Genomic DNA, 21,319 nt, shown 5'->3' with positions numbered 1-21,319 from the left:
CTTTATTGATTTTTACTTGCGACTTGATTCTTCCACATCAAATTTTATTACAGGACTCGAAACCACTCTATTTGATGAAAATTGAAAGGAATCTCTTATGCGCAGTTATTCGGAAATCGCAAGACGCATAGCAAAAATCATACTATCACCAGAATCAGCCATAGGTTTTGTTAGCGGCGTTCTTTCGGTACCAACTGATATTGGATATCTGGCTTTTGGTTTTATTGATACTGAAAGTCGCTATCAGCGAGGAACTGAAAAAATAAGGATGCTGAAGGCCATTCGCCACGGAATTCTGGAAAATCATAATTTTATTAAGACTATTGAAATTGTTCTAAGCCGTTTCAACAAGAGTGTGCCAGAATCGAAGCAGAACGCCATATATAGTAAAACAATGGCTTCAGTAGCAGGAAGAACGCTAACCAACTCGCTGATTGCTGGAAGACTTGCTACAGTGATCGCTCAGCGTAGTTCTTTTCTGATTACCATTCGAGGTGGCCTTATAGGTAACACCTTGTTATTAGGTGGCATGGTTGAGCGTTGCATCTACACTTCAGAACGACTCCTGCAGAGCAATCCTGATATTTATCATGCTTTGCGATACCGGGATTTCGACCTGCTTTATTTTCTTCTTGAACCTGCGTTAAATCCATTTATCGAAGCGCTTAATATCAGAAGAACACAGGGGCAGACGGTATTTGAAAAAATTCTTGATATGGTTAAGAGTGAGATTCATGCGAGACGATAAACCCCCTAAATTAAGCCCTGGAAAGCGAGTTATGTACACGCTAATAGAAGCTTCTGGTTCGATTATCGGAGGGCTATTGATTTTAGTGTGTTGCTACTGGTTTTTTCATTATGAAACATGGCATGAGCGATTTATTGCGATAGGTTTATCGGTATTCGTTGTTTACCTCATTGCTAAGATCATGCCAGAAAGACCAAATCAATAACCAGGGTGAAGCTGTCAGGTAAGAAATAAGTCGTGATATCCATGTTGCCGCAATAAACGCCTGATGAACTTCATCAGGCGTTTTGCTTTCTGGCTTAGTGTGCACCACCGCCGCCACCGCCCGCCCCAAAAGGCGGACGCGCGAACCAAATCAACACCAGCAGAATGATAAACACCCCGGCTGAGGCCCAGAAAATCTCGTTGGCTGAGATGATCAGTCCCTGGTTGGTGATCTGCTGCGCAATATACGCAGAGGCCTGCTGCTGGGTCATACCGAGACTTTCCAGCTGATCGTACATCTGCTGCGAATTGGCGTTGTACGCATTGACCGACTCCGACAAATAGCTGTGATGCATCGATTCGCGATCGGTCCACATGGTGGTGGTGATCGAGGTACCGATGGAACCCGCCAGCGTACGCACGAAGTTGGACAGACTGGACGCTGCCGCCATACGTTCCGGCGGTAAGCCCGACAACGTGATGGTGGTCAGTGGCATAAAGAAACAGGCCACTGCGAAGCCCTGAATAAACTGCGGCCACGCCGACGCACCAAAATCCATCCCCGGCTCAAAGGTATACGCGCGCCAGTAGAAACAGACGGCATACATAATAAAGCTGAAGGTCACCAGACGGCGCATATCCAGCTTATGTGCAAAGCGCCCGATAATCGGCGACAGGATCACCGGAATCACCCCGACCGGAGCCGAGGCCAGCCCAGCCCAAGTGGCGGTGTAGCCGTACACTTCCTGCAATAACTGCGGCAACAACACGATCGAGCCGAAGTAGAGCATGTAAGCGAGGCTGATCGACAAACACCCGATGGTGAAATTACGCGATTTAAATAGCGAAAGATCGACTATCGGATGGTCATCGGTCAGTTCCCACACCAGTAGCACCAAAAGGGAGACCACGGCGACGACTGTCAGCACGATAATCTCCGTCGAGCTGAACCAGTCCAGCTCTCTACCGCGGTCCAGCATCACCTGCAGACAGCCAATACCCACCACCAGCAACACCAGACCGACCATATCAATCGGGCGGCTTGCCGTTTGTGTTTCGCGGCCCCGCAGGGTTTGCAGCGTCAGCATCACCACCACCACGCCAATCGGCACGTTGATGAAGAAGATCCAGCCCCAGTGATAGTTATCACTGATCCAGCCACCAAGAATTGGCCCACAGATCGGCGCTACGATCACTGTCATCGCCCATAGCGATAACGCTACACTGCGTTTCGCGGGGGGATAGTTATTCAGCAGCAGACTCTGTGATAGAGGAATCAACGGACCGGCCACTACGCCCTGGATAACACGAAAGAAAATCAGCATCGATAGACTTTCGGAGACACCACAGGCGAAAGAGGCGAGGGCGAACAAAATGGTCGCCCAGGTAAACAGCTTCACTTCACCAACACGTTTCGCCAGCCAACCGGTGATCGGGATCGAGATGGCGTTTGCCACCCCGAAGGAAGTGATCACCCAGGTGCCCTGCGAGTTCGAGGCACCGAGATTACCGGCGATGGTCGGAATCGCCACGTTGGCGATAGTCGAGTCGAGTACCTGCATGAACGTCGCCAGCGACAGGGCGATGGTCATCAGGACTAACGGCGCGCCTTCAAGCGGTTTTTGTGCCATAACAGCCTCCCGCGTTATCAGCCGGCGTTGGCACGAACGATGTCAGTGATCATCTGGTTAACCGGTGTCAAATCGATTGCCAGCGCATTACTTTCATAAGCGGCCTGAGCACGTACGCTGCTGGCCAGGGTTGCCCCCTCTTTATTCGAGGTATCCACTTTCACCAGGGTGGACAGACCGATACGCAGTGGATGATCCGCCACTTCTTTGGCATCCAGTTCGATACGCACCGGCAGACGCTGAACCACTTTGATCCAGTTACCGGTGGCGTTCTGGGCTGGCAGCAGCGAGAAGGCGCTACCGGTGCCCATATCAAGGCCGACCACTTTACCCTGATACACCACATCATCACCGTAGATATCACTGACCACTGTCGCAGGCTGTCCAATACGAACGTCTGCCAGCTGGGTCTCTTTGAAGTTGGCGTCTACCCACAAATTGGTGGCTGGAACCACTGCCAGCAACGGCGTGCTGGTGGAGATTTGCGAACCCACCTGAACGCTACGACGCGAGACATAGCCATCCATCGGGCTGCGAATATCGGTACGTTGCAGTGCCAGCCAGGCATCACGCAGTTCAGCAGAGGCTTGTTTGACAGCCGGCTGGTTTTCCAGCGAGGTGTTGAGGATCATCGCCTGATTAGCGTTGAACTGCTGCACGGCCACGTCGAGCTGTGCTTTGGCGGTTGCCACGGCATCGCGTGCGTGCTGCAACTCTTCACGACCGATCAGGTTAGCCGCACCCAGCGGCTCACGGCGTTTCAGATCTGCTTCAGCCTGTTCCAGCGCGGTTTGCTGCAACTTAATGCTGGCCTGGTCCTGCTTGCCGGTGATCATTAACTGATGCGTCTGACGAACGCTGGTGGCCAGCGCTGTCTGGGCTTTCTCGAATGCCTGTTCGGCATCGGTTTTATCGAGCGATACCAGCACATCCCCTTTTTTGACGAAGTCAGTGTCATCGAACCAGACTTTATTGACGCTACCGGAAACCTGCGCCATCACCTGCACCTGGTTACCGGAGACATAAGCATCATCGGTTTCCTGGAAATGCCGTAGTACCACCCACCAGTAAGCCAGATATGCCACGCCAATTAATACAAACACGATTGCCAGCAGGATCAGCGCACCTTTACGCTTCTTCTTTTTATTCGCTGGCTGTTGCGGGCTTTGGGCTTCCGCTGTCGCACTCATTTGATTCTCCACGTTTTCCATTTTGTCGGGATGTGCTGATCCATCAACACGGGGTCCCGAGTCGAAAAAAGCCAGCGTTTAACACGCTGGCCGGATAAAAGGGGATTAAAATATCGGTTTCGACAGGTGATTGTGTCGCACTTCTTGCTATTAGCGCGACAGAGAGGCGATGAGTTGGTCTTCGTCCATTTTGTCGAGGCGGTTAAGCAGCTTACGGGTAATGGCTTCCAACTGGCCCTGCTCGTCTGAGGAGAGGGAGGACCAGAGATATTGCAGGCTCTGGTGCTGCGGTGGCAGCAGCTGACGTAAGAATTCGTTACCTTTTTCTGTCAGGTGCAGATGCAGGCAACGGCGATCGTTATCGCTTTCACGACGCTCAATCCAGCCGCGTTTTTCCAGTTCGTCAGCAATACGTGTGGCGTTGGTACGGGAAGAACCCAGTGCGGAACTCAGTTCTGATGGCTGGATGCTCTGGTTTTCCTGGGCGTCCAGGGTAATCAGCGCCATGAATAAGGTTTCGTTAATTCCCTGCGCCTTCAACATTTTGTTGCGATTATCCAGCAGTTTGCCCTGCATATGCATGCACAGACGCGTCAGGATGATTTCCTGCAGTGGAAAATCTTTGTGGCGAGTAGCACGGATGTTTAGCATCTGCTCAATGGGAGTAAACGAACTTTCCATTCTAAAAAAACCTCACTAGTTGCAACTGGTATAGTAATGATGGTGACAGATTAAGCGTAGTCATAATTCCCGCGAGTGATTGTTAGCAGGATCACACTGTCAACACCAGGCGATTCGAGGCCGCTCCCTGACCCCGGGCACATGGCCCGATCCGATGGCTACAGATACGCAGACAAGGGATGCTATCAATTCGCCTCGCGAAATCTTTTTACTGTTGAATAATTTCGCGAGAAAAAATAACCCTGATGAATAACTCTCTGGCTAACCATAACAAACCCAATCATTGATGAACAGTATTGCTCATTGATTTGGTCCGGTCTTTACGTTTTCTAAACACTTTCGAAACGCGCATTGCGCCACCAAATCAATAGGTTAATTACGGTGAACAGCACACCCGCCCCACAAACGCCATACCAGCCCGCATGATGAAATGCGTTCGCTGAGATGATGGAGCCCAGTGCGCCGCCAATAAAATAACTGGTCATATAACCGGCATTGAGGCGATTACGTGCCTCGGGTTTGTGGCGATAAATGACACTTTGGTTGGTGATATGCACCGCCTGCACAGCTAAATCGAGCAGCAGGATACCGATAATCAGCGCCAGCAAATGCTGTGCGCCCAGTGCAGTCACCAGCCAGGCCACCAGCATAATCAGCAATCCGGCGCTGGTGGTGAGTTTGGCTTTGCCCTTATCGGCGAGGCCACCCGCCTGACGTGCCGCCAGCGCGCCCGCCGCACCCACCAGCCCCAACAGGCCAATTTCACCTTCATTAAAGCCATAGGGCTGGGCAGAGAGCAGAAACGCCATTGAAGTCCAAAGCATGCTGAAGTTGGCAAAGCTGAGGCAGCCAGTTAATGCGCGGGTACGGATCACCCGATTACCGGCATACAGGCTAAAGATGGATCGCAGCAGCTGCGGATAATTCAGCGGCACATGCTGTTTATAGCGCGGCAGAAAGCGCCACAGTGCCAGCGCCATCAGGATCATCAATACGCTGGCTGTCCAATAGACGCAGCGCCAGCCGCCAAGCTGTGCCAGTGCCCCTGCGGCGGTACGTGCCAGCAGGATACCCAGCAGCAAACCACTCATCACCGTCCCGACCACCTTGCCGCGTTTTTCGGGCGCAGCCAGGGTGGCGGCGAGGGGCACCAGCATCTGCGCCACCACGGAAAATAACCCGGTGACAACGGTGCCCAGCAGCATAAAGGGCAGAGAAGGGGAGAGCGCGGTGATCATCATGCCACCGGCGGCCAGCAGGCTCATCGACGCAATCAGGCTACGGCGCTCCAGCATATCCCCCAATGGCACCAGCAATAGCAGGCCACAGGCATAACCCAGCTGGGCTGTGGTGACGATAAAACCGGCGAGGCTGACGGAGAGATTAAACTGGTGGGCGATGGTATCCAGCAGCGGCTGGACATAATAGTTACTGGCGACGGCAAGGCCAGTCGCAACCGACATCAGTGCGACCAGGGCAGAATTGAGGCCCTGATGGGAAGCATTCATAGCGGGATGAGCAGGCAAATAATCATAATAGGGTAATAGTAACCCAAAAAACTATTTCATTGTTGTGTTAATTAACAGGACGTACCAGTACGTTATAGCGTCCGAATCGATTGGGGAGCCGAATCACCAATAGGGTGATTCGGCTCCCGTGTAGCGGCGCGATTTATCGCGCGGGTTTTTCCGGCAGCGAGCGAGGAATTGCGCGATGAATCGCGCCGCTACGGCCTGCAACATTTATTTCGCGGCGGCCAGGGCGTCCTGCACCCACTTATCGAACTCAGCCTGATGGCCTTTGATCCAGCCATCAACGTGGCGGTTGATATCATCTTCCGAAGACTGCCCGCTATGCATGGCGGCGTTTTCGGCATTGATATCGGAGATCGGCAGTTTCATCTCAGCAAACAGTTTCGCCGCTGCCGGGTTTTTCTCAGCCCAGGCTTTGTTAGCAACGATGTGCATGGTGTTCACCGGGAAGCCATAGTTGGCACCGTTGGCCAGTTTGGTATCGACATTCTTCTGCTCACCCGGCAGTGATGAGAACGGTACCTGCAGCCATACCACATCTTTACCCGGCTTCAGTACGTCGCTCACCCAGTACGGCGTCCAGGTGTAGTACAGAATCGGTTTACCTTGCTTAAAGCGGGTGATGGTATCGGCGATCATCGCGGAGTAGTTACCCTGGTTATGCTCCACGGTATTGCTCAGGCCATAGGCGTTGATCTGGTGATTAATCACCGCTTCGCAGCCCCAGCCCGGCGTACATCCGGTCAGGTCAGCTTTGCCATCACCATTGGTATCGAACAATTTCGCAATTTTCGGATCTTTTAACTGGGCAAAATTGTTGATGTGGTATTTTTCAGCGGTCTTTTTGTCGATCAGATAGCCCTGTGCCGCGCCAGTCACGTAGGTGCCTTCACGGTAGAACTTTTGGTCGCCACCGGCGGCTTTGTACATATCATCGTGCAGCGGCTGCCAGTTGACGGCGGTGAAGGTGGCATCACCTTCGGCAATCGTGGTATAGCCAACGTTGTAATCGACCTCGCTTGGCTTATCTACGGTGTAGCCCAGCTTTTCCAGCGCGCGGCTCACCAGCAGCGTCTGAAAGGTTTCTTCTGAGATGGTGCTCTGCACCGGCTTAACGGTAATGCCTTTACCCGGCAGGTCGGCGGCGGACACGTGCGTCACGGCGAACGTCGTCAGGACGGCAGCGAATAGAGCTGTCTTGCGCATAGTCATTCCTTATTTTACGTGTTGCGTCGGAGACGGGCGGCCACAAGGTGCCGCCCAAATGGATTACTTGTTTTTACTGAAAGGGCGCATCAGCAGGCCGACCGGGCCGGTGCTGTACCAGTGGCGATTGCCACGGCTGCGGCTGTCACGCCCGACTGACTGGGTCAGACGGTCGAGAATAATGGCGAGGATCACGATACCGACGCCGCCGACAGTGGCGAGGCCCATATCAAGACGACCAATCCCGCGTAATACCATCTGGCCAAGGCCGCCGACGGCAATCATCGAGGCGATCACCACCATCGACAGCGCCAGCATCAGCGTCTGGTTAACCCCGGCCATAATGGTAGGCATCGCCAGCGGCAGCTGCACTTTGAACAGCATCTGACGCGGGCTGGCACCAAAGGATTCACTGGCTTCAATCAGATCAGCCGGGACTTGTTTGATCCCCAGAATGGTCAGACGCACAATCGGCGGCAGCGCAAAGATAATGGTCACCACCACGCCAGGCACGTTACCAATACCGAACAGCATCACAATCGGCACCAGATAGACGAAGGCCGGGGTGGTTTGCATCGCATCAAGCAGCGGGCGGATGATACGGGCAGCGCGTTCGCTGCGTGCCAGCCAGATGCCGAGTGGCAAACCAATAATGATGCAGAACAGCAGGGCGGTGAGCACCAGCGCCAGCGTCACCATTGCCTGCGACCAGGCTCCAATCGCACCAATCAGCACCAGCGAAATCAGGGTGGCGATACCCATCGCCGGGCTGGCGATCTGCCAGGCAATCAGCGCAAACACGATAATCGCCACCGGCGCCGGCATCCCCAGCAGTAATTGCTGGAAGGCGCTGAGGATGTAATCCACTGGCACGCGGATGCCCTGGAACACCGGACGGAAGTGGTTAACCACCCAGTCGATGCCCTCGGTCACCCAGCTGTCGAGCGGGATCATGGTCTTATGGAACGGGTCCATGATATTAAAATGTTCGGGCTGCGGCGCAGGCGCACTGCTCAGCCAGTCGCTGCTGCTTGCTGCACTGCTGGCCGCGTCATGACCGCCGCTACTGGCAGCGGCAGCACCGCTATCGGCGGGCGTGCTGCTGGCACCGGTTGACCAGGGATCGCTGCTGCTGGCCGCCGCGCTGTTATCAGGGGTGGCTGCCTGGCTGGCGCTATCCCACGGATTGCTGTTTTGTTCACTCATTCTCAGGCTCCTTCACGGTCTAAAGCGCGCAGCAGCGTGCTTTTCGAAATAACACCAACGTATTGATTTTCTTCACCCACCACCGGCACGGCACAAGGTGCCTGAGCCACATGGGAGAGCAAATCATTCAGTGAGGTGTCCGCAGGAACAGCCGGAATGTCCAGCAGTGCGCTGTCCAGCCCATCGCCAGCTGCTAACGCCGCTTTCAGCGAATCAGTTGAAACCACGCCAATAAATTTCTGTTTTTCCAGCACATAACCAAAATCGCGATCTTCATCCTGCAACAGCTTAATGGCTGAGCGTGGACCAAGACCGGCCGCTTTACGGATCAGTGCCCCGGCAGTACGACGCGCAATATCTTTGGCACTAAATACATGGCTGATATCGACACCACGGAAGAAGGTACGGACATAATCGTTGGCTGGATTATTAAGGATTTCATCCGGTGTACCGACCTGCACCACTTCGCCGCCCTGCATAATGGCAATACGATCGCCAATACGCATCGCTTCATCGAGATCGTGGGAAATAAATACAATGGTACGCTGATGTTTTGCCTGCAATTTCACCAGCTCATCCTGCATCTCGGTACGAATAAGCGGATCGAGTGCGGAGAAGGCTTCATCCATCAACAATATATCGGGATTGATTGCCAGCGCGCGAGCTAATCCAACACGCTGACGCATACCACCGGAAAGTTCATCCGGGTACGCATGGGCATAATTTTCCAGTCCCACCTGACGCAATGCTTCCAGCGCTTTTTCCTGCCGTTCCTGCAATGCGACGCCCGCTAATTCCATGCCAAAGGCGGTATTATTTAATACCGTCATATGTGGCATCAGGGCAAATGACTGAAATACCATGCTGATCTTATTTCTACGCACTTCGCGCAGTTCAGCTTCCGATATTTGTGCAATATCGACACCGTCAATAATCACCTGGCCGCGTGTCGGCTCGATCAGACGATTGAGAAGGCGAACCATGGTGGACTTACCTGAACCTGAAAGCCCCATGATGACGAAGATCTCGCCTTCTTCAATGGCCAGACTGGCATTCTTAACGCCGAGAGAGAGTCCGGTTTTCGCCAGAATTGCCTCTTTACCCTCACCGTTATCAATATGTTTAAATGCCCTTTCCGGGTGATCACCAAATATCTTATATAAATTCTTTACTTCGAGTTTAATTGCCATGCAGTAATTAAATTCCTGGTTAATTGATGTTTCGCTATTTCTTGTTGTGGCCCTGATTAAAATTAAGCGGCCTATACCGTAACATAATGAGAATATCTGACAACCCTTGCGGCCGATATTCGGCGCGCGCTGCCGGATGAAATGGCGCGCAATTCCAGTGCTCACAAGGGATGAGGGAGGATCAATTTTTTCGGAATTTTTTGCCGAATTTATGCCATCTGGACGGAAATAATTGGCTGAAAGGCGATAAATCACGCTTTAGCTGGCGATATATGGACCATTTGAATGACGAAAAAATGACAATAGAATGAAGTTATAAAGGGTAAATAACGGGGGAATAACCAACAGCCGCAAGGGGAAATATCGGGCTGAGGCCAGCCCGATATGAAAGGATTAAAAGTTCCAGTCTTCGTCTTCGGTTTCGACTGCTTTACCCATCACGTAGGAGGAGCCAGAACCCGAGAAGAAATCGTGGTTTTCATCGGCATTGGGTGACAGCGCAGACAGAATCGCCGGGTTAACCGTGGTCAGCTCCGCCGGGAATAACGCTTCATAACCGAGGTTCATCAGCGCCTTATTGGCGTTGTAATGCAGGAAGGTTTTCACCTCTTCCGCCCAGCCCACATCGGCATACAGCGCTTCAGTATACACCACCTCGTTTTCGTACAGGGCCAGCAGCAGCTCGATGGCGAATTGCTGCAATTCTTCACGGCGCGCATCATCCACATTTTCCAGTGCTTTCTGATACTTATAACCGATGTAATAACCGTGCACCGCTTCGTCGCGGATGATCAGACGAATCAGGTCGGCGGTGTTGGTCAGCTTACCGCGGCTTGACCAGTACATTGGTAGCCAGAAGCCGGAGTAGAACAGGAACGATTCGAGAAACACGCTGGCAATTTTCTTTTTCAGCGGATCGTCAGCGCGATAATGCTCCAGCACAATTTTCGCTTTGTTTTGCAGCGCTTCGTTCTCTTCACTCCAGCGGTAGGCGGCATCCACATCCGCCGTGTTGCACAGGGTGGAGAAAATCGAGCTGTAGGAGCGGGCATGCACCGCTTCCATAAAGCTGACGTTGGACAGCACCGCCTCTTCATGAGGCGTCAGCGCATCTTCCATTAGCCCTGGCGCACCGATCACATTCTGAATGGTGTCGAGCAATGTCAGGCCGGTAAACACGCGAATGGTCAGCTGCTGCTGTTGTTTATCCAGCGTCTGCCACGCGGGCAGATCGTTAGATAACGGCACTTTTTCCGGTAGCCAGAAGTTGCTGGTCAGGCGGTTCCACACCTCAAGGTCTTTCTCGTCCTGAATGCGGTTCCAGTTAATCGCTTGAATTTGATTTAATCGCATAGTTTTCATCACAGGGCGCAGGAAACACAGCCCTGCACCTCTGTGCCTTGAAGCGCCATCTGGCGCAGTCGAATGTAATAAAGCGTTTTAATGCCTTTCTTCCACGCATAAATCTGCGCTTTGTTGATATCGCGCGTGGTGACGTCATCGCGGAAAAACAGCGTCAGCGACAGTCCCTGATCCACATGCTGCGTGGCTTCAGCGTAGGTATCGATAATCGCTTCCGGGCCGATCTGGTACGCATCCTGATAGAAATCCAGATTGTCGTTGGTCATAAACGGTGCCGGATAATAAACGCGGCCGGTTTTGCCTTCTTTGCGGATCTCAATACGCGACACAATCGGGTGAATGCTTGAGGTGGCGTGGTTGATATAAGAGATGGAACCGGTTGGCGGGATCGCCTGCAGGTTCTGGTTATACAAGCCATGCGTCATCACGGCAGCACGCAGAGCCTGCCAGTCGGCCTGGGTCGGCAACGCGATACCGGCATCGGCAAACAGCTGCGCCACGCGTGCAGTACGCGGCTGCCAGGCGCGTTCAGTGTATTTGTCGAAATAATGGCCGCTGGCATAGGTTGACTGCGCAAAACCATCGAAACTTTGTTTACGCTCCTGCGCCAGCAGGTTGGAAGTACGTACCGCGTGATAAGTGACGCAGTAAAAATAGAGATTGGTGAAGTCCAGCGCCTCTTCCGAGCCATAGGCCATCCCTTCACGCGCCAGATAGCCATGCAGGTTCATCTGACCAAGACCGACCGCGTGTGAACGACGGTTACCTTCCGCCACTGACGGCACTGAATTTATCTCGCTCATATCGGATACGGCGGTCAGCGCACGTACCGCCACTTCCACGGTTTGCGCCAGATTGCGTGAATCCATGGCGTGGGCGATGTTAAGTGAGCCGAGGTTACAGGAAATATCTTTGCCAACGCGGCGATAGCTGAGATCGTCGTGGTACTCGCTGGCGCTGTTGACCTGCAAAATCTCCGAACACAGGTTGCTCATATTGATGCGACCGGCAATCGGGTTACTGCGGTTTACGCTGTCCTCATACATGATGTAGGGATAGCCGGATTCGAACTGAATCTCCGCCAGCGTCTGGAAGAAATCACGCGGCTGAATAAAGGTTTTGCGGATACGGTCATCGGCCAGCATTTCATCGTAATGCTCGCTGATGCTGATATCGCCGAATGCCTTGCCGTAGATGCGTTCCACGTCATAGGGTGAAAACAGCGCCATCTCGCGGTTCTCTTTCGCCAGACGGAAAGTGATATCGGGGATCACCACGCCGAGCGACAGCGTTTTGATACGGATCTTCTCGTCGGCGTTTTCGCGTTTGGTATCGAGGAAACGCAGGATATCCGGGTGATGGGCGTTCAGCCATACCGCTCCCGCCCCCTGACGTGCACCCAGCTGATTCGCGTAAGAAAACGCATCTTCCAGCATTTTCATCACCGGGATCACCCCGGAAGACTGGTTTTCGATGCGCTTAATCGGCGCACCGGATTCACGCAGGTTTGACAGCAGGAAGGCCACACCGCCGCCACGCTTGGAAAGCTGCAACGCCGAGTTCACCGCGCGACCAATCGATTCCATATTGTCTTCGATACGCAGCAGGAAGCAGGAGACCAGCTCACCGCGCTGCTGTTTACCGCAGTTAAGGAAGGTGGGGGTGGCGGGCTGGAAGCGGCCGCTCAGCATCTCTGCCAGCAGTTCACGCGCCAGCTGCTCGTTGCCACGAGCCAGCGTCAGCGCCACCATGCAGGCGCGCTGTTCAAAGGTCTCCAGATAACGTTTGCCGTCGAAGGTTTTCAGCGTGTAGCTGGTATAGAACTTCCACGCGCCGAGAAAGGTATGAAAACGGAAACCCCAGGCATCGGCTTCATCGTGCAGCTGGCACAGGAAGGTGAAATCGTACTGATTCAGCACTGCCGCTTCGTAGTAGCCTTCGGCCACCAGATAGCGCAGACGCTCCGCCGCTGAGGCGAAGGGCACGGTATTCGGCTGAACGTGTTGCAGGAAAAATTGCTGTGTGGCTTGGTGATCTTTATCGAACTGGATGCGGCCATCAGCGTCATACAGGTTCAGCATCGCGTTCAGGGCGTGGTAATCAAGCCCGGTGCCGTTGAGGGTGTCTGTCGTTGCCAAAATTGGGTTACTCCCGCTTTTACATTAGCGATATCGTCGGGGGTTCCCATCAACTCAAAGCGGTAGAGATAGGGAACCTGACATTTCTGCGCAATGATGTCGCCTGCCAGGCAGAACCCTGCACCAAAGTTGCGGTTACCGGCAGCAATCACCCCGCGGATACCGCGTCGGTTAGCTTCATCATTGAGGAACTGGATCACTTGTCTGGGCACCGCACCCCGCGCGCTGCCGCCGCCGTAGCTCGGCACCACCAGGATATAGGGTTGGTCAATATGCAGTTGCTGCGTGCTATCAACGGGGATGCGCTGTGCAGGCAGGCCCAGACGGGTGATGAATCGGTGCGTGTTCTCCGACTGGCTGGAAAAATACACCAGTGGAAACATCGCCTTATCCCCCGACAGCAGCGAGCTGGCGCAGGCTGGCGATTTTATCGGGACGGAAACCACTCCAGTGATCATCCTGAGTCATGACCACCGGCACCTGGCGATAGCCCAGGGATTTCAGGCTGTCGATGGCTTCAGGTTGTGAGTCGAGGTTAATCAGCTGGTAATCGATGCCATTACGGTCCATGGCATTTTTTGTGGCGTTGCACTGGACACAGTTGTTCTTAGTGTAAATAATAATGCGCATGATTCGTATTTCCCTCTGGTTGTGGTCAGGATGCGAGATACGAAGCAAAAATCCTTCTGCTGCGAGCCTCATCCTTGCTGACATCTGGTAGCGAGTTGATGAGGTAAATACTAGATGTAGTGTTTGTGGCGGTCAAGCCCACCAGATATAGGGTTTTGTGATTTCGAACCTCAGATTTCGCCTAAGGCCAGGGATCATGCGCTTTCCCGGCCCAAAAATAATTTTGTAAAAGGGCAGAGCACGGCATTTAAGGCAAATTCAGGCGGGAAATTGAACAATCCATGGGGAGCCAGGGCGGGATCGCTGGACACAAAAAAGCCCCGCAGGGTGCGAGGCTCTCTGCAGGGATGTGAGGGTTAGCGGCGTGATACCAGCAACGCCCCAATCACCAGGCCAACGGCGGCACCGATGCCGACACCGTGCCAGGGTTTATCATGAACATAGGCATCAACCTGATAGCTCGCATCGCGTGCAGCCTGCGAAACCCGGTTGTTGCCATTCAGTTTTGCACGAGTTTGTTTCAGCAGCGACTGTGCTTTGCTGCGTGCGCTTTCCACCTCGTCTTTGGCTTCACTGCCGTAAGATCTCAGTAACGCTTCCAGCGAATCAGCCAGCTCGTTCACATCCTGATTGATATCAATGTCATCGTTTTTACTGGTTCGATTAAACATTTTTCGCTCCCTTTGATTTAAAAGTAATACTTAGTGTAGACGAGTCATCATCAAACGCTGGTTTTCGCCTGGCTTTATGGAAAATTCCGAAAGCCTTGTGCCACACGGCTGTTGTAAGGTTGCGAGGCTAGAGCAGAGAGGAGCAAGCATGTATTTACGACCGGATGAGGTTGCGCGCGTACTGGAGAAAGCAGGGTTCGAAATGGATACCCTGACGCCGAAAATCTATGGCTATCGTCGTGGCGACAACTATGTTTACGTCAACCGTGAGGCGCGCATGGGGCGCACGGCACTGATTATTCACCCCACGCTGAAAGAGAAAAGCCTGAACTTTGCTGAACCGGCATCGGAAATGAAAACCTGCGATCATTACACGCAATTTCCTCTCTATCTGGCGGGCGATACTCAGGAACATTACGGTATTCCCCACGGCTTTAGCTCACGCATCGCGCTGGAGCGCTATTTGCAGGGCGTATTCGGCGGCTAACGCAGTGCCCCGCCTGTGCGGGGCCGCACCCACCCGATAAAATCCTTACCTTTTGCCACGTTGCATTTCCCTGCGCTGGCGCGTATAACCCTGTCTCCATGTAGATGTTTAGACGTCCATATGGATAAAAATAATGCAATCCGAGCAAAATCCTCCGCAGGAAAACTTTAAACGCACCATGAAAGTGCGGCATCTGGTGATGCTGTCACTGGGGGGCGTTATCGGCACTGGCCTGTTCTTTAATACCGGCTACATCATCTCAACCACCGGTGCCGCCGGTACGCTGCTGGCCTATCTGATTGGTGCGCTGGTGGTGTGGCTGGTGATGGTGTGTCTCGGTGAGCTGGCGGTGGCGATGCCGGAAACCGGGGCTTTCCATGTCTATGCTGCGCGTTACCTCAGCCCGGCTACCGGTTATACCGTCGCCTGGCTCTACTGGCTGACCTGGACGGTAGCGCTGGGTTCCAGTCTGACCGCCGCCGGATTTTGCATGCAGTACTGGTTCCCGACCATCCCGGTTTGGGTGTGGTGTCTGGTGTTCTGTATCGCCATCTATTTGCTGAATATCGTCTCGACCCGCTTCTTTGCCGAAGGGGAATTCTGGTTCTCGATTATCAAGGTGATCACCATTGTCGCCTTTATTATTCTCGGCGCAGGGGCGATGTTTGGCTTTATCCCGATGAAGGACGGCAGTGCTGCGCCCGGCCTGCATAATCTCACCGCATCGGGCTGGCTGCCGCACGGCACTCTGCCGATTCTGATGACGATGGTGGCAGTCAACTTCGCCTTCTCGGGCACGGAATTGATAGGCATCGCTGCCGGGGAAACCGAGCAGCCGCAAAAAGCCCTGCCGCTGGCGATCCGTACCACAGTGGCGCGTCTGATCATCTTCTTTATCGGCACGGTGCTGGTGCTGGCGGCGCTGATCCCGATGGATCAGGCCGGGATCGTGAAAAGTCCGTTTGTGCTGGTGTTTGAGAAGATCGGCATTCCCTGGGCGGCTGATATCTTCAACTTCGTGATTCTTACGGCGATCCTGTCGGCGGCGAACTCCGGGTTGTATGCGTCGGGGCGGATGCTGTGGTCGCTGGCTAATGAGAACACTCTGCCGCGCTGTTTTGCCCGGGTGAATCGTCGCGGCATCCCGGTACTGGCGCTTACCATCAGTATGATCGGCGGCCTGCTGGCGCTATTCTCCAGCGTGATCGCCCCGGATACGGTATTTGTCGCGCTGTCCGCTATCTCCGGTTTTGCCGTGGTGGCGGTCTGGCTCAGCATCTGCGCTGCACATTATATGTTCCGCCGCCGCCATCTTCAGCAGGGGGGAACCTTAAAGGATCTGGTGTACCGTGCGCCACTCTATCCGCTGACGCCGATCCTCGGTTTCCTGCTGTGTCTGCTTGCCTGTGTCGGGCTGGCTTTCGATCCGTCGCAACGGATTGCGCTGTGGTGCGGGATTCCGTTTGTTCTCTTCTGTTATGCCGCATACCATGTCACGCAACGACGTAAATCATCTTTGCAGGCTGAGGAGGCCAACGATGTGGCGTAACCCGATAGCGCAGGCGCTATCTCAAACCGACACTCTGATCCTTGATGGTGCGCTGGCAACCGAACTGGAAGCACGCGGCTGCAATCTGGCCGATGCGTTATGGTCGGCGAAGGTGCTGATGGAAAATCCTGAACTGATCTATCAGGTCCATTACGATTATTTTGCTGCCGGTGCCCATTGCGCCATTACCGCCAGCTACCAGGCGACGCCACAGGGCTTTGCCCAGCGTGGATTGGATGAGACTCAGGCGCTGGCGCTGATCCGCCAGAGTGCCACGCTGGCAAAACGTGCGCGGGATGACTATCGCGCCGCATCAGGTAGCAGCGCACCACTGCTGGTGGCCGGGTCGGTGGGGCCGTATGGCGCGTTTCTCGCCAATGGGGCGGAATATCGTGGCGACTACGCGTTGCCTGCAGACGAGATGAAGGCGTTCCATCGTCCACGCATCGCGGCCTTGCTGGAGGCGGGCGTGGATTTGCTGGCCTGCGAAACGTTGCCGTCCTTCGCGGAAGCCGAGGCGCTGGTCAGCCTGCTGGCGGAGTTCCCGGACAGCAGCGCCTGGTTCTCCTTCACGCTACGCGATGCACAGCATATCAGCGATGGTACACCGCTGAGTGAAGTCGCGGCGCTGCTCAATGCGGCCCCGCAGGTGGTGGCGCTGGGAATCAACTGTGTAGCACTGGAGAGCGTCACCCCGGCGCTGCGTACCTTGCAGGCGCTGTGTGATAAGCCGCTGCTGGTCTATCCGAACTCGGGCGAACAGTACGATGCCAGCAGTAAAACCTGGCACTCGGCACCCTCGGGCTGCACGCTGCGTGACAAATTCCCGGAGTGGCAGCAGGCCGGTGCCCGCCTGATTGGCGGCTGCTGTCGCACCACGCCGCAGGATATCGCGGCGATTGCCGCCTGTTGTCAACCGCAATAACACGCAGAAAAGCGCCACTGATAGGGCGATTGAGGCGAGTGAAAAGGGCGGAAGGGCAGTTTAGACTGTACCTTCTGACCCTGAAGCGGACCTGCTATGAACCTGCGACATCTCCTTCCTGCCTGCGCGCTGCTGTTAAGCGGCTGTGCGACCATTGTTGGCACCCAAACGCAATCGGTAAGAATTGACTCCGTGCCACAGGGTGCGCATTTCACCGTGCAGGATGAGACCGGCCATGCCGTGGCGCAGGGCGTGACGCCGCAGACTGTCGAGCTGGCAAAATCTACTGGCAGCTATTTCGGTAAGAAACACTATCTGGTGATGCTGGAGAATCCGGGTTATGTCCCGGTGACGATGCCGATCGAAGGCAGCGCCAACCTGTGGTATTTGCTGGGGAACATTCCGTTGCTCGGTTTCCCCGGTTGGCTGCTGATCGATCCGTTCAACGGCGGCATGTATGACCTGAAGCCCGAGCACCCCAAAGCATTTCTTAACCGGGTGGGCGCACGCGGGTAAATAGCCAGAGGCGCGATAAATCGCGCCTCAACGTGCTTATTGCGCGGTGGGCTTCACCATCGCCCCAGGCGTTTTATGCTGCGCCAGATATTGATGCTGAAAGATACACATGCGGATGGTGTTACGGTACGCACCGTTAATGAAAAACTCGTGTTTCAACACGCCCTCCACTTCAAAGCCCAGCTTGGTGTAGATGTGGATAGCCTTCTCATTCTCCTGATCGACAATCAGATAGAGCTTGTAGAGATTCAGCACCGAAAAGCCATAGTCCATCGCTAACTTCGCCGCCTGGGTTGCCAGTCCTTTCCCCTGATGAGCCGGATCGATAATGATCTGAAACTCGGCGCGGCGATGTACGTGATTAATCTCGACCAGCTCCACCAGCCCGGTTTTCTGTCCATCATGCTCGACCACGAAACGACGTTCGGTCTGGTCGTGAATATGTTTGTTGTACAGGTCCGACAGCTCGACGAAGGCTTCATACGGCTCCTCGAACCAATAACGCATCACGCTGGCGTTGTTATCTAACTGATGCACAAAGTGCAGATCTTCCCGCTCCAGCGGACGTAATTTGACCGTCATACGGCATTCCTTCTTCAACTAAGATGCGCTGAGTATAACCGCACCAAAGTGGTTAATGCGCTCCCTGGCTTGCTCTGCGACGGTGCAACGCATTTTCCGATCATCGCGTGCGCTGCCGCACAGTCTCGATCTGCTTTCTGGCACAGCCATTGCTTTGCTTGTATAGATAAGCCTATACAACTGTAGTTTTTCATCACCTTTTGACAGGAGTGGAAGATGGGTAAGCCAGTGCAACATGCAGTTCGTGCGTTAACCGTAGCCGTTATGTTGGGGTCTGCGCTCGGCGCGCAGGCTGCGGAGACTAAAGTGGCGATCGGTATTTCCGGCTGGACCGGATTTGCTCCGCTGACGCTGGCAGATAAAGCCGGTATCTTCAAAAAGCATGGCCTTGATGTCGATGTAAAAATGATCCCGCAAAGCAGCCGTCATCTGGCGGTGGCTTCCGGCACCATTCAATGTGCGGCCACCACGGTCGAAACCTATATTTCATGGAATGCGGCCGGTGTGCCGATCAAGCAAATCGTCCAGCTGGATAAATCCTACGGTGCTGATGGCCTGGCAACCCGTAGCGATATCACCAGCATCAAAGATCTTAAAGGCAAAACCATCGCCGTGGATGCGCCGGGAACTTCGCCGTACTTTGCGCTGGCCTGGATGCTGGATAAAAACGGTTTGACGATGAAAGATGTCAAGCTGGCGACCATGGCCCCGCAGGCGGCGGCACAGTCGTTTGTTGCCGGACAAAACGATGCGGCCATGACCTACGAACCTTACCTGTCAGTGATTCGTAACCAGCCGAAAGCGGGCAAAATCCTCGCCACCACGCTGGATTACCCGATGGTGATGGATACGCTCGGTTGTACTCCCACCTTCCTGAAAGAGCATCCACAGGCGGCGAAAGCGCTGGTGGCCAGCTACTACGATGCGCTGGAGATGATCAAACAGCAGCCGGATAAATCCAACGAAATCATGGGTGCAGCGGTGAAATCCACCGGCAAAGAGTTTGCCGAATCCGCCAGCTACCTGCGCTGGGCCGGTCCTGAAGAGAACAAAAAATTCTTTAGCGGTGAAATCGAAACCTTTAGTGATGAAGCGGGCAAACTGCTGCTGCGCGCGGGCGTGATTAAAAAAATGCCTGACGTGAAGAGCCTGTACGACGCCAGCTTCGTGCAGTAATCAGGGAGACAGGAGATGGAGATGAGTAAAAGCCAACCCGTAACGCCGCCCGCGGCGCTGCCGGATGCACCACGCCGCTGGCATAATCCGTTGATGGTGCCGTTAAAAGCGATCTCAACCCGGTTGCGTATCGGCCTTGGCGTGGCTTTCTTTGTGCTGTTTGTCGCGGTATGGGCGCTGGTGACCTTCAGTGGCATGGTATCGCCAACTTTCCTTGCCGATCCGATAACCATGTTGCAACAGGGCGTGTCGCTATTCACCGAATATAACTTTTCGCTGGATATCGGTATGACGGTGATGCGCGTGCTGGCCGGATTCCTGCTGGCGGCCCTGATCGGGGTGCCGCTTGGCATCATGATGGGCTCGTACAAAATGTGGGAAGCCTTTCTCGAACCCTTCGTCTCCTTCTGTCGTTATCTGCCGGCATCGGCCTTTGTGCCGCTGCTGATCCTGTGGGCCGGTATTGGTGAAATGCAGAAAATCCTCGTCATCTTTATCGGCTCCTTTTTCCAGATCGTATTGATGGTGGCAGTGACCGTCAGCAGCGCGCGACGCGATCTGGTGGAGGCAGCCTATACGCTGGGCTGTAGCAATCGTTCCATCGTGCGTCGGGTATTGATCCCCGGTGCCGCTCCCGGCATTGCCGAGCTGCTGCGGCTGGTACTCGGCTGGGCATGGACCTATGTGATCGTTGCTGAGCTGATCGGTTCGGAAAGCGGTATCGGCCATATGATTGTCGACAGCCAGGCGCTGCTGAATACCGGGCAAATTATCTTTGGCATCATCGTGATTGGCTGTATCGGCTTGGTGTCTGATTATCTGTTCAAAGTCGCCAACCGGCGCTTGTTTGCATGGAGTAACCTGTGATGAAACACAGCAAGCTGAACGTGCGCGGGGTGGAACGCGTATTTACCGGGCCGAAAGGCGAACAAACGCTGGCGTTGCAGCCGATTCATTATCAGGTGGAGGAGAATGATTTCATCACCATTCTCGGCCCCTCCGGCTGTGGTAAATCGACGCTGCTGCGCATCATTGCCGGGCTGGACACCCCGACGCGTGGCGAGATCTGGCTTGATGGGCAGCCGGTCGATGGCCCCGGTGCCGACCGTGGCATGGTGTTTCAGAGCTACACGCTGTTCCCGTGGCTGACGGTGGAAGAGAACATCCGCTTTGGTCTGCGTGAACGTGGCCTGAGTGCCGCACAGCAAAAGGAGCGTAGCGATTATTATATCCAACAGGTGGGGCTGCGTGGCTTTGCCCAGCACTATCCCCGCCAGTTGTCTGGCGGCATGCAGCAGCGTACCGCCATTGCGCGTGCGCTGGCGAATGACCCGAAAGTGCTGCTGATGGATGAACCCTTTGGTGCGCTTGATAATCAGACGCGGGTGATGATGCAGGAGTTGTTGCTGTCAGTGTGGGAGCAATCGCGCAAGACGGTGCTCTTCGTTACGCACGACATCGATGAGGCGATCTTTATGGCAAATAAGGTGGCGATCTTCAGCGCCCGGCCGGGTCGCATCAAACAGGAAGTGGCGGTGAACTTTAACAGTGGCCGTGATTACACCATTAAAACTTCACCGGAGTTTATGACGCTGAAGGCGGAGATTACCGAGTCGATCCGCAGCGAAACCTTGCAAACGATGGCGCATTAACGGATTGCGCGATGAATCGCGCCGCTACAAAAATCTGTCTGAT

The 21,319-nt window shown here is 54.3% G+C and carries 21 protein-coding genes; 8 read left to right on the top strand and 13 right to left on the bottom strand.

The window, feature by feature from the left end; genetic code table 11:
• The first annotated feature begins 97 nt into the window (after positions 1-97).
• Positions 98-748, top strand: a complete 651-nt coding sequence (locus HA50_RS15105; RefSeq protein WP_084876406.1) for a hypothetical protein — start codon at positions 98-100, stop codon at positions 746-748.
• Positions 749-1,047: 299 nt separating this feature from the next.
• On the opposite strand, the gene emrB is transcribed toward HA50_RS15105, so the two are convergent.
• The 12 genes from emrB to HA50_RS15040 all read right to left on the bottom strand — a co-directional run bounded on the left by emrB (position 1,048) and on the right by HA50_RS15040 (position 14,389).
• Positions 1,048-2,583 carry a multidrug efflux MFS transporter permease subunit EmrB gene (emrB, locus tag HA50_RS15095; protein ID WP_084876404.1) on the bottom strand — a complete coding sequence of 512 codons (1,536 nt, stop codon included), beginning with the start codon at positions 2,581-2,583 and terminating at the stop codon, positions 1,048-1,050.
• A gap of 17 nt (positions 2,584-2,600) precedes the next feature.
• On the bottom strand, positions 2,601-3,773 hold the full coding sequence (emrA, locus tag HA50_RS15090; RefSeq protein WP_084876403.1) for a multidrug efflux MFS transporter periplasmic adaptor subunit EmrA: 1,173 nt from the start codon (positions 3,771-3,773) through the stop codon (positions 2,601-2,603).
• A gap of 150 nt (positions 3,774-3,923) precedes the next feature.
• The gene (gene mprA, locus HA50_RS15085) at positions 3,924-4,454 is read right to left on the bottom strand and encodes a transcriptional repressor MprA (protein WP_084876402.1); all 531 of its coding nucleotides are present in this window, start codon (positions 4,452-4,454) and stop codon (positions 3,924-3,926) included.
• Positions 4,455-4,783: 329 nt separating this feature from the next.
• Positions 4,784-5,962 (bottom strand): MFS transporter, encoded by a 1,179-nt coding sequence (locus HA50_RS15080; protein ID WP_084876401.1) that lies wholly within the window; start codon positions 5,960-5,962, stop codon positions 4,784-4,786.
• Positions 5,963-6,196: 234 nt separating this feature from the next.
• Positions 6,197-7,192 carry a glycine betaine/L-proline ABC transporter substrate-binding protein ProX gene (proX, locus tag HA50_RS15075; protein WP_084876400.1) on the bottom strand — a complete coding sequence of 332 codons (996 nt, stop codon included), beginning with the start codon at positions 7,190-7,192 and terminating at the stop codon, positions 6,197-6,199.
• A 63-nt stretch (positions 7,193-7,255) separates the two neighbouring features.
• Complete coding sequence (gene proW / locus HA50_RS15070; RefSeq protein WP_084876399.1) at positions 7,256-8,398, bottom strand: glycine betaine/L-proline ABC transporter permease ProW; 1,143 nt, start codon at positions 8,396-8,398, stop codon at positions 7,256-7,258.
• 2 nt (positions 8,399-8,400) lie between these two features.
• Positions 8,401-9,588, bottom strand: a complete 1,188-nt coding sequence (gene proV, locus HA50_RS15065) for a glycine betaine/L-proline ABC transporter ATP-binding protein ProV (RefSeq protein ID WP_084876398.1) — start codon at positions 9,586-9,588, stop codon at positions 8,401-8,403.
• Between the two features lie 393 nt (positions 9,589-9,981).
• The gene (gene nrdF, locus HA50_RS15060; RefSeq protein ID WP_084878550.1) at positions 9,982-10,941 is read right to left on the bottom strand and encodes a class 1b ribonucleoside-diphosphate reductase subunit beta; all 960 of its coding nucleotides are present in this window, start codon (positions 10,939-10,941) and stop codon (positions 9,982-9,984) included.
• Positions 10,942-10,949: 8 nt separating this feature from the next.
• On the bottom strand, positions 10,950-13,031 hold the full coding sequence (nrdE, locus tag HA50_RS15055) for a class 1b ribonucleoside-diphosphate reductase subunit alpha (protein ID WP_244193617.1): 2,082 nt from the start codon (positions 13,029-13,031) through the stop codon (positions 10,950-10,952).
• Positions 13,032-13,036: 5 nt separating this feature from the next.
• Complete coding sequence (gene nrdI, locus HA50_RS15050; RefSeq protein WP_084876396.1) at positions 13,037-13,471, bottom strand: class Ib ribonucleoside-diphosphate reductase assembly flavoprotein NrdI; 435 nt, start codon at positions 13,469-13,471, stop codon at positions 13,037-13,039.
• A gap of 4 nt (positions 13,472-13,475) precedes the next feature.
• On the bottom strand, positions 13,476-13,718 hold the full coding sequence (locus tag HA50_RS15045; RefSeq protein WP_084876395.1) for a redoxin NrdH: 243 nt from the start codon (positions 13,716-13,718) through the stop codon (positions 13,476-13,478).
• Positions 13,719-14,074: 356 nt separating this feature from the next.
• Complete coding sequence (locus HA50_RS15040; RefSeq protein WP_084876394.1) at positions 14,075-14,389, bottom strand: DUF883 family protein; 315 nt, start codon at positions 14,387-14,389, stop codon at positions 14,075-14,077.
• 148 nt (positions 14,390-14,537) lie between these two features.
• Between HA50_RS15040 and HA50_RS15035 the strand changes: the two genes are divergently transcribed.
• The 4 genes from HA50_RS15035 to HA50_RS15020 all read left to right on the top strand — a co-directional run bounded on the left by HA50_RS15035 (position 14,538) and on the right by HA50_RS15020 (position 17,866).
• A complete protein-coding gene (locus tag HA50_RS15035) occupies positions 14,538-14,876 on the top strand; it encodes a DUF2002 family protein (RefSeq protein WP_084876393.1) in 339 nt (112 codons plus the stop codon).
• A 133-nt stretch (positions 14,877-15,009) separates the two neighbouring features.
• Positions 15,010-16,425, top strand: coding sequence for an S-methylmethionine permease (gene mmuP, locus HA50_RS15030; RefSeq protein WP_084876392.1), 1,416 nt, complete (start codon positions 15,010-15,012; stop codon positions 16,423-16,425).
• On the top strand, positions 16,415-17,350 hold the full coding sequence (gene mmuM, locus HA50_RS15025; RefSeq protein WP_084876391.1) for a homocysteine S-methyltransferase: 936 nt from the start codon (positions 16,415-16,417) through the stop codon (positions 17,348-17,350). The genes mmuP and mmuM overlap by 11 nt, the downstream gene beginning before the upstream one ends.
• Positions 17,351-17,446: 96 nt before the next feature.
• On the top strand, positions 17,447-17,866 hold the full coding sequence (locus tag HA50_RS15020; RefSeq protein WP_084876390.1) for a hypothetical protein: 420 nt from the start codon (positions 17,447-17,449) through the stop codon (positions 17,864-17,866).
• A 36-nt stretch (positions 17,867-17,902) separates the two neighbouring features.
• Here HA50_RS15020 and speG read toward each other — a convergent pair whose 3' ends face one another.
• Positions 17,903-18,448, bottom strand: coding sequence for a spermidine N1-acetyltransferase (gene speG / locus HA50_RS15015; RefSeq protein WP_084876389.1), 546 nt, complete (start codon positions 18,446-18,448; stop codon positions 17,903-17,905).
• 216 nt (positions 18,449-18,664) lie between these two features.
• On the opposite strand from speG, the gene HA50_RS15010 reads away from it, so the two are divergent.
• Genes HA50_RS15010 through HA50_RS15000 form a run of 3 tightly spaced genes read left to right on the top strand, consistent with a single transcriptional unit; the run spans position 18,665 to position 21,276 of the window.
• Positions 18,665-19,624 (top strand): ABC transporter substrate-binding protein, encoded by a 960-nt coding sequence (locus tag HA50_RS15010; RefSeq protein ID WP_084876388.1) that lies wholly within the window; start codon positions 18,665-18,667, stop codon positions 19,622-19,624.
• A gap of 21 nt (positions 19,625-19,645) precedes the next feature.
• On the top strand, positions 19,646-20,491 hold the full coding sequence (locus HA50_RS15005) for an ABC transporter permease (protein WP_084876387.1): 846 nt from the start codon (positions 19,646-19,648) through the stop codon (positions 20,489-20,491).
• A complete protein-coding gene (locus HA50_RS15000) occupies positions 20,491-21,276 on the top strand; it encodes an ABC transporter ATP-binding protein (protein WP_084876386.1) in 786 nt (261 codons plus the stop codon). Before HA50_RS15005 ends, HA50_RS15000 begins: the two co-directional genes overlap by 1 nt.
• Positions 21,277-21,319 lie beyond the last annotated feature (43 nt).

Origin of the sequence: Pantoea cypripedii (genome assembly GCF_002095535.1) — a bacterium.
In the GTDB taxonomy this organism is placed as follows: Bacteria; Pseudomonadota; Gammaproteobacteria; order Enterobacterales; family Enterobacteriaceae; genus Pantoea; species Pantoea cypripedii.
This window is presented reverse-complemented; position numbering and strand designations above follow the sequence as displayed.

Coding starts and splice junctions, on each gene's coding strand:
- proW (WP_084876399.1), bottom strand. CDS start 8,398: ATGAGTGAACAAAACAGCAATCCGTGGGATAGCGCCAGCCAGGCAGCC.
- nrdE (WP_244193617.1), bottom strand. CDS start 13,031: ATGCTGAACCTGTATGACGCTGATGGCCGCATCCAGTTCGATAAAGAT.
- mmuM (WP_084876391.1), top strand. CDS start 16,415: ATGTGGCGTAACCCGATAGCGCAGGCGCTATCTCAAACCGACACTCTG.
- mmuP (WP_084876392.1), top strand. CDS start 15,010: ATGCAATCCGAGCAAAATCCTCCGCAGGAAAACTTTAAACGCACCATG.
- speG (WP_084876389.1), bottom strand. CDS start 18,448: ATGACGGTCAAATTACGTCCGCTGGAGCGGGAAGATCTGCACTTTGTG.
- HA50_RS15020 (WP_084876390.1), top strand. CDS start 17,447: ATGAACCTGCGACATCTCCTTCCTGCCTGCGCGCTGCTGTTAAGCGGC.
- HA50_RS15000 (WP_084876386.1), top strand. CDS start 20,491: ATGAAACACAGCAAGCTGAACGTGCGCGGGGTGGAACGCGTATTTACC.
- HA50_RS15105 (WP_084876406.1), top strand. CDS start 98: ATGCGCAGTTATTCGGAAATCGCAAGACGCATAGCAAAAATCATACTA.
- proV (WP_084876398.1), bottom strand. CDS start 9,588: ATGGCAATTAAACTCGAAGTAAAGAATTTATATAAGATATTTGGTGAT.
- nrdF (WP_084878550.1), bottom strand. CDS start 10,941: ATGCGATTAAATCAAATTCAAGCGATTAACTGGAACCGCATTCAGGAC.
- HA50_RS15010 (WP_084876388.1), top strand. CDS start 18,665: ATGGGTAAGCCAGTGCAACATGCAGTTCGTGCGTTAACCGTAGCCGTT.
- emrB (WP_084876404.1), bottom strand. CDS start 2,583: ATGGCACAAAAACCGCTTGAAGGCGCGCCGTTAGTCCTGATGACCATC.
- HA50_RS15040 (WP_084876394.1), bottom strand. CDS start 14,389: ATGTTTAATCGAACCAGTAAAAACGATGACATTGATATCAATCAGGAT.
- HA50_RS15080 (WP_084876401.1), bottom strand. CDS start 5,962: ATGAATGCTTCCCATCAGGGCCTCAATTCTGCCCTGGTCGCACTGATG.
- HA50_RS15045 (WP_084876395.1), bottom strand. CDS start 13,718: ATGCGCATTATTATTTACACTAAGAACAACTGTGTCCAGTGCAACGCC.
- nrdI (WP_084876396.1), bottom strand. CDS start 13,471: ATGTTTCCACTGGTGTATTTTTCCAGCCAGTCGGAGAACACGCACCGA.
- emrA (WP_084876403.1), bottom strand. CDS start 3,773: ATGAGTGCGACAGCGGAAGCCCAAAGCCCGCAACAGCCAGCGAATAAA.
- mprA (WP_084876402.1), bottom strand. CDS start 4,454: ATGGAAAGTTCGTTTACTCCCATTGAGCAGATGCTAAACATCCGTGCT.
- HA50_RS15035 (WP_084876393.1), top strand. CDS start 14,538: ATGTATTTACGACCGGATGAGGTTGCGCGCGTACTGGAGAAAGCAGGG.
- HA50_RS15005 (WP_084876387.1), top strand. CDS start 19,646: ATGAGTAAAAGCCAACCCGTAACGCCGCCCGCGGCGCTGCCGGATGCA.
- proX (WP_084876400.1), bottom strand. CDS start 7,192: ATGCGCAAGACAGCTCTATTCGCTGCCGTCCTGACGACGTTCGCCGTG.